Here is a 7,671-nt window from a genome sequence, read left to right on the forward strand (position 1 = left end):
CTGCGTATTTCGGCGAATGTGACCGGTCATTTCGGCGAATGTGACCGGTGGGCTGAGGGGTGATTTCAGCGCTGTTTCGGTAACGTGACCGCCCGTTTCGGCGATCGTGACCGCCGTGATGCTGGCGGTGCTGCGTAGAGGGTTGAGTTTACGGTTTTGGAGAGGCTGTCAGGTTTTCATGGAGGTCCTTGATAGTCGTTTTTGAAACGGTTGCAGCGCGCGCCGTACGGCCCGTTCGCCGCGACTCGCCGTCCAGGCTGAAGCGCCGGCAACTCTGCAGCAACCGGTCGAGGATGGCGTCGGCAACGGTGGGGTCGCCCAGCCAAGCGTGCCAGTGCTCGATGGGCAGTTGGTGGGCGATGATGGTGGCGCGCTGACCCACCCGGTCATCAATGACCTCCAGCAAATCGGCTCGCGTGGCGGCATCGAGATTGCCGATGCCCCAGTCGTCCAAAATAAGCACGTCGATCTTGGCAAGTTGCTGCAACCAGCGTCGGAAGCTGCCGGCACCATGCAAGATGCGCAGCTCTTCTGCTAGCCGAGGCACGCGCAAGTACAGCGCCGAGCGACCCTGGCGACACGCATACTGGGCCAGCGCACACGCCAGCCAGGTCTTGCCCAAACCGGTCGCACCAGCCAGGGTCACGGTCTCGCCGCGCTCAATCCAGGTGGACAGCGCAAGGCCCATGAGGGCTGGGCGGTCCAGCCCCCGGATGCCTTCGAAGCTGGCGTCCTCCAAGGTGGCCGAAGGGTACTTGAGTTGCGCCTGTTGCAGCAGGCGAACCCGCTTGCGGTCACCCCGGGCGTAGACCTCTCGCTCGACCAGCAAGGCCAGGCGCTCATCGAAGGACAGGTTCAGGCAATCGGCCTGTTCGTGCTGTTGTTGTAAGGCATCGGCGAAGCCCACGAGTTTGAGGGAGCGCAGCTGGGCGATGGTGGTGTTGTTGAGCATGGGAGTGTTCGGATTTGGTTGTTGGTTCGAGTAGTTCAAGGCAGGGCGTCACTGGTAATAGCCCGGGCCGCGCAGGTTCGCGTGCGCCGGGCTGGTCCAATCCGACTCGGCCTGTGGCGTGATCTGGTCACGGTTGTTGGCCAGCAAGTCACGCACATGGCTGTAGCGCAATGTGCCCAGAGCCAGCGCCCGTTCGCAGGCGGCCTCCAGCCGCCCTGGGCCGTATCGCTTGGACAGGCTCAACAAGCCCAGGCAAGACCGATAACCATGCTCAGGATGTTTGTAGGTTTGCAGCAGGCGGGTGATCAACTCGCCGCAGGCCACGCCGATGCGCTGGCCCCATTCGATCAGGCGCTGTGGCGTCCACTCCATGTGGGCGCGGTGCGCCGCAGGCATGTGTGCCTCCACCGTGGTGAAGCCCCCACGCTTGTCGCTGCGCGCGTGGGCGGCCACGCGTTGGCCGCGCAGGAGCAACTCGATGCCGTAGCCGGTCATGCGTGCCTCCAGCTTCTGCCCGACCAGCGGGTGCGGTGCGCTGTACCGATGGCCGTCGATCTCGACGTGGTAGTCGATGTGTACCCGCACGGTCTTGAAGCGCGCGAGCTCATAGGGTTGCTGCGGCAGCGGCATCAGGGCTGGGGCGTCCAGCTCGGCAAACACGCTGGCGCGGCTGCCCGGCAACTTCTGAAAGGGGCGCTCGTTCAGGCTGGGTAGTAATTGCGCAATGGCCGTATCCACCTGGGCGACGCTGTCAAAACGCTGGTGGCGCAGCCGCGCCAGGATCCAGCGTGTGACGACCTGAACCGAGCTCTCGGCCGTGGCCTTGTCGCGTGGCGTGCGTGGGCGCGCAGGCAATACCGAAGTGCCGTAGTAACGGGCCAGGTCCTGCACCGTCTCGTTGGCACGTGGCTCATAGCGGTCCGGGGTGGCGATCACGGCACGGGCGTTGTCAGGCACGATGAGCTGCGGCACACCCCCGTAGAAGTGCAGAGCGCGCACCATGCCCTGGACCCAGTCATCCAGGCGCTGCGCGGGCGTGGCGCAGGCGAAGACGCAACTGGAGGCGGCCATGGCCGAGACAAAGACCTGGGCGCGCGCGCCATCGCGCAAGGGCACCGTGGAGCCCGCGAAGTCGATGAACAGCTTCTCGCCGGCACGCCGGTGCTGGCGCATCGAGCGCTTGAGGGTTTGGGCGAAGGCCTTGTAGTGACCGCAGAACTGGGTGTAGCGCCAAGTACGTCCATGGGGATGTGCTTCCACGTACTCCTGCCAAAGCAGCATGAGCGTGACCCCCTTGCGGTCGAGTTCGCGGTGGATTCGGCCCCAGTCGGGGGTGATGTAGGGCTGCGAGGTGTTCGCTTTGGGCAGCAAGGTGGAGGTCAGTCGCTGCTCGCTCCAGTCCTGGACAGTCTCCCAATCCAGACCGGCGGCATGGGCCAGGCCAACATACTTGGTCACGGCCCCTTTGGAGATGTTGAGGGTGGATGCGATCTGCTCGTGCGAGAGGTCGGCCTGCCACTTCAGGCGGATAACGTCTTTGATCATGCGTAGAGAAATTCGAGGTTTGGGCATCTGGCTCCTGATGGCAAAAGCCGTCGAGGTTAGGACGCCCGGTTGAGTTCTCTACGCAGCACCGCCGGCAACAGACCCCCACCAAAATGGGGACTGAAACGGCGGTCACGATGACCGAAATGATCGGTCATGATGCCGAAACGGCCGGTCACGATGAGCCGAAAAGGAACGCGGTCACGATGGACCGAAATCCTCGGTCACGATGCCGAAATCACCGGTCACGTTGGTCCGAAATCCTCGGTCACGATGCCGAAATCACCGGTCACGTTGGTCCGAAATACCCACAGCGCTTGCGCCACCAGCTCTTTGCCCACACCGGTTTCGCCGGCGACCAGCACGGTGAGCTCGCTGGCGCCCACCAAGTCGATTTCCCTGAGCAGTTGTTTAAGTGCCGGGCTCTGGCCCAGCAAGGCGCGCTCTGGCTGGCCGGCCGCCCGTTTGTAAGATTCGGCGCGCAGGTGTTCGCTTTGCGCCAGCCGGGCCAACCGGTTGATTCGCATGGCCGCGCCCACCGTGGCCGAAGCCAGGCTGCCGAAGGCCTGCAGCACATCGAGGTGGGTGTCGTTAAAGCTGCCCGGGCGCAGTGAATCCAAGGTCAGCACGCCCCATGCCTTGCCTTCCACCTGCAAAGCGCAGCCCATGCAGTCATGCACCTCCAGGTGCCCATGCAGTCCCTCGATCAGGCCGTCGTAGGGGTCGGGTAGGGTGCTGCCGGGTGCGAAGCGCTGCGGCCCTGCCGATTCGAGCAGGGCAGACAGGCGCGGGTGTTCGGTCACCTTGAAACGCCGCCCCAGCGTGTCGCGGCTCAGGCCATCGGTGGCCAGGGGCAGCAGGCTGTCGCCTTCCAGGCGCAACAAGGCCACCGCGTCACACGGGAACAGGGTGCGCAGGGTTTGGAGCAAGCGGCGGTAGCGCTCGGCCTCGGCAATGTCCTGCGGCAGGTCGGCCACCAGCGGCACCAGGGTCCGCAGCCATTCGGATGTTGTCAATTTGACCTATTTGAAAGTCGTTTTGACTTCGTTTTGATGTGTGTCAAATCGACATTATCTCGTGCAAGTGTTTGATCCGTAAAGCTGGAGGGGATGGCACATGGGTTGCAAGGCAGAAGGTTCCAAGCCGTTCTCCATCCACAAAGGAAGTTCTCTGTGCTCACCGATTCCCAACGCGCCATCGTCAAATCCACCGTACCCCTGCTCGAAACCGGCGGCGAGGCGCTGACCACCCACTTCTACCGCATCATGCTGAGCGAGTACCCCGAGGTGCGCCCCCTGTTCAACCAGGCCCACCAAGCCAGCGGCGACCAACCGCGTGCACTGGCCAACAGCGTGTTGATGTACGCCAAACACATCGACCGCCTCGAAGCCCTGGGCAACCTGCCCGCGCAGATCATCAACAAACACGTCTCGCTGCAGGTGATGCCCGAGCACTACCCCATCGTGGGCGCCTGCCTGCTGCGCGCCATCCGCGAGGTGCTGGGCGCAGAGATCGCTACTGACGAGGTGATCGCTGCCTGGGGTGCGGCCTACCAGCAGCTGGCCGACCTCCTGATTGGCGCCGAAGAACAGGCCTACCGCGCCATCGTCGAACAGACGGGCGGCTGGCGCGGCGCGCGGGCTTTCCGAGTGACGCGCAAGATCGCCGAGAGCAGCGAGATCACGTCCTTCTACCTGAGCCCTGTGGACGGCGGACCTGTGGTGGCCCACCAGCCGGGCCAGTACATCGGCCTGCGTCTGATCCTGGACGGACAGGAACAGCGCCGTAATTACTCGTTGTCGGATGTTGCCAACGGCAAGGATTTGCGCATCAGCGTCAAGCGCGAGGCCGATGGCCGGGTGTCCAGCCACCTCCACGACGCGGTTCAGGTAGGTGACTCCCTGGACCTGTTCCCCCCGGCCGGCGCGTTCACGCTGGCACCCAGCGAGAAGCCGCTGGTGCTGATCAGCGGTGGCGTGGGCATCACACCCACCCTGGCCATGCTCAGCGAGGCGCTGCAAAGCGGTCGCCCGGTCCACTTCATCCACTGCGCGCGCAACCGGGCGGTACACGCTTTCCGTGATGCCATCGACGCTCTGGCCGCACGCCACCCGCAGCTCCAGCGCTTCTACTGCTACGACCAGGCCGACGAGGGCACTGATGATGGTGCCCATGCCGTGGGCTTGCTCGACCAGGACCGCCTGGCCCAATGGTTGCCTACCTCCCGCGACGTGGACGCCTATTTCCTGGGCCCCAAGCCCTTCATGGCACTGGTCAAGCGCAGCCTGCAGGCACTGGGGGTGCCAGAGGCGCAGACGCGCTACGAGTTCTTCGGGCCTGCGGCCGCGCTGAACTGAGTGCCCACAGGTCGACACCCACTGCCCCTGTGGCTGCGGTCGTTTGTGCCTGCGCGCCAGGTGGGCGGCAGGCGCGAGCTCTGGCTGGGCGGCCTGGGCGTGGGCCTGGGCTTGCTGTGCACCGAGTGGCTGGGCCGTCACTGGCTGGGCGGGACCTCCCCCTGGTTCATCGCCCCCATGGGCGCATCGGCCGTGCTGCTGTTCATGCTGCCCGCCAGCCCCCTGGCACAGCCCTGGTCCGTGGTGGGCGGCAACCTGGTCTCGGCACTGATCGGGTGGCTGGTTTACTGCTGGCTGGGCGACGGCGGCTCCGCAGCGGCGCTTGCCGCGGCATTGTCCGTGGCTGCCATGGTGGCCCTTCGCTGCCTGCACCCGCCCGGTGGTGCGGTGGCGCTCACGGCGGTATTGGGTGGTTCGGCGGTGCAACGGCTGGAGCTTGCATTTGCATTCGGGCCAGTGCTGGTCAACTCAGTCTGTATGTTGCTGCTGGCACTTTTGCTCAACAACATTGCCGGCAGGCGCTACCCGCACCACGGCGCGACACCACCCCATCGCACAAGTGACCCCTTGCCGACCCACCGCACGGGCGTCTTGCCGTCCGACCTGGACGCCGCTCTGGGGTCCTTCGGCGAAGTGCTGGACATCGATCGGGACGACATGGAGGAGATCATGGTGCGCGCGCAGATGCACGCCCAGCGCCGGCACTGGGCAGGCGTGATATGTGAGCACATCATGTCGCGCGACGTGGTCAGCGTGGGTCCCAACGACAGCGTGGATGAGGCCTGGCGACGGTTGGCCCACCACAAGGTCAAGGCGCTGCCGGTGACCGAAGCCGACGGGCGCCTGGTCGGCATTGTGTCCCTGCACGACTTCTTCATCGGGCAGAGCGCGCCGGTGCCGCAGCGCCCGCCGCTGCTGAGCACCGCACGCCGTGTGCGTGAAATCATGTCGCGGCGCGTCATCACCGCCCGGCCTCACCAGACCGTGGCCGATCTGGTGCCTGGTTTCTCCGACGGTGGCCTGCACCACATGCCGGTGGTGGACGCGCACGACCGGGTGGTGGGCATAGTGACCCAGTCCGACCTGGTGGCGGCTTTGTTCAAGAACCGATCTCCAGAAGTGTCCGCGCCGATCCAAATTTGAGCCCAGTTTTGGATATAAATCAACATCAAAAGCATTGGAGATGTTCCTGTTGAATTCCACGCAATGGGGGGTGCAGCGTAATTCTTGGACTGGTTTCAGTTGATTAAGCCCAGACTTTCGCGGTACTCGATGGGGCTGAGGGAACCCAACGACATCTTGATCCGTTTTTCGTTGTACCAGAGGATGTACTCGTGCACCGCTCGGATGAACACCTCGATGGTGGTTGACTTCCAATCTCGCGGGTAGAACATCTCATTTTTCAGGCGCCCAAAGAAACCTTCGCAGGCCGCGTTGTCCGGTGAGCACCCCTTGCGCGACATCGACCGCGTCAGGTTCGCACGGTGCATCCGATCAAGCCAGCCCGGCCAGCGGTAATGGGCACCACGGTCGGAGTGAATGATCGGCTTGCTGTCGCACGATTTCACCGTGTCAATGGCAGCGTCTAGCATCGTGTTCACCAACTCGGAGTCCGGTCGGGTACCAAGCGTCCAGCTCACTACCATGCCGTCGAAGCAGTCGATCACAGGCGAGAGGTACACCTTTCCCGCCGGGATCTGAAACTCCGTAATGTCGGTGAGCCACTTCTCATTCGGTGTTGCCGCCTGGAAGTCACGATTGAGGAGGTTGTCGGGCGCAGGGCTGATCTCTCCGAGGTAGGACCCGTATCGACGCTTTTTGCGCGCGGGCACACTCAAGCCCTCCTGCTTCATCAGGCGCTGCACGACTTTTTCAGACAGGTGCAACTGGCGTCTGCCCAGCGCCGCACGCATGCGCCGGTAACCATAGCTGCGGTGGTTGCTCTGAAATACATCGGCAGCGGCAACCCGGGCGTCAGCGTATTTGTCAGGCCTTCGCTGGCGGGCGCAGTGGTAGAAGTAGGAACTTCGAGCCAGGTCAAGTTCGACGAGCAGCTCTGAGAGCGAGTAGATGGGCTTGAGGGCGTCAACCAGCAGAGTCTTCTCCCGATTGCTCAGGAGCTGAGGGTTGACGCCCAGGCCTTTTTTTAGCAGTTCATTGGCCTTCTTCAAGATGTCATGTTCGAGCTGAAGACGGTGAATGCTCTGTTGAAGCGACTCGACTTGGCGCTGCAGTTCGGCAGCATCAGGCACTGGCGGTGAATTGTTTTGACGTTTCATGGATGCGGGTACCTCGCGGCCGAGCAACTGGTTTTTCCAGTTGTACAGCGTAGGCCGACATACCGCCAGCTTCTGGGCGATTTCTTGTGCGCTGGTCTTTCGGGTGCAAAGCTCAATCACCGCTGCACTTTTAAGCTCGTCGGAGTGCAGGGTATTCGGTGCCCGGCCCACCATTCGGTGGCGAACTTCGGGGTGCAGCTCGTCAATCCACTTGGTCAGTAACGCCCGACCGGGATATCCCAAAGCCCGCATGGTCGAGGCAATGCACCGATCGTGATCAAGGTAGTGCTTCACCGCCGCATACTTCTGCTGATCGGAATACTTCTGTCCTGATCGCGAATACCCGACTCGCAGGTTCTGGCTCCGTTCGTACTCGCGGAACCAGCCAATGAGGGAGTTCTTGGTCGGATAGCCCAACTGGCGGATGGTGGCCCTGAGGCGCTTGCCAAGCTTGATGTAGAGCTTGACGGCTCGGATTCGGTCTTCGTAGGAATACATGAACTACCTCCAGGTAGTCCAAGTTTTTAGCCGCATCCCC

Annotated in this window: 6 protein-coding genes; 2 read left to right on the forward strand and 4 right to left on the reverse strand. The window is 63.1% G+C overall.

Annotated features, from left to right (window positions below; translation table 11 throughout):
• Positions 1–148 precede the first annotated feature (148 nt).
• The 3 genes from istB to AC0GNR_RS19175 form a co-directional block, all read right to left on the reverse strand.
• Complete coding sequence (gene istB / locus AC0GNR_RS19165; RefSeq protein ID WP_472902004.1) at positions 149–952, reverse strand: IS21-like element helper ATPase IstB; 804 nt, start codon at positions 950–952, stop codon at positions 149–151.
• Positions 953–1,000: 48 nt separating this feature from the next.
• Entirely contained in the window at positions 1,001–2,524 is a 1,524-nt protein-coding gene (gene istA / locus AC0GNR_RS19170; protein WP_305659843.1) for an IS21 family transposase, read from the reverse strand.
• 218 nt (positions 2,525–2,742) lie between these two features.
• Positions 2,743–3,513 carry a GAF domain-containing protein gene (locus tag AC0GNR_RS19175; RefSeq protein WP_472902360.1) on the reverse strand — a complete coding sequence of 257 codons (771 nt, stop codon included), beginning with the start codon at positions 3,511–3,513 and terminating at the stop codon, positions 2,743–2,745.
• 156 nt (positions 3,514–3,669) lie between these two features.
• Between AC0GNR_RS19175 and hmpA the strand changes: the two genes are divergently transcribed.
• Together hmpA and AC0GNR_RS19185 are read left to right on the forward strand one after the other, a co-directional pair.
• The gene (gene hmpA, locus AC0GNR_RS19180) at positions 3,670–4,854 is read left to right on the forward strand and encodes an NO-inducible flavohemoprotein (protein WP_305335547.1); all 1,185 of its coding nucleotides are present in this window, start codon (positions 3,670–3,672) and stop codon (positions 4,852–4,854) included.
• On the forward strand, positions 4,855–5,997 hold the full coding sequence (locus AC0GNR_RS19185; RefSeq protein WP_305335546.1) for an HPP family protein: 1,143 nt from the start codon (positions 4,855–4,857) through the stop codon (positions 5,995–5,997).
• Between the two features lie 95 nt (positions 5,998–6,092).
• On the opposite strand, the gene AC0GNR_RS19190 is transcribed toward AC0GNR_RS19185, so the two are convergent.
• Entirely contained in the window at positions 6,093–7,631 is a 1,539-nt protein-coding gene (locus tag AC0GNR_RS19190) for an IS3 family transposase (protein ID WP_472900978.1), read from the reverse strand.
• Between the last annotated feature and the right edge of the window lie 40 nt (positions 7,632–7,671).

The sequence above is a fragment of the Hydrogenophaga sp. LT287 genome, assembly GCF_055702805.1.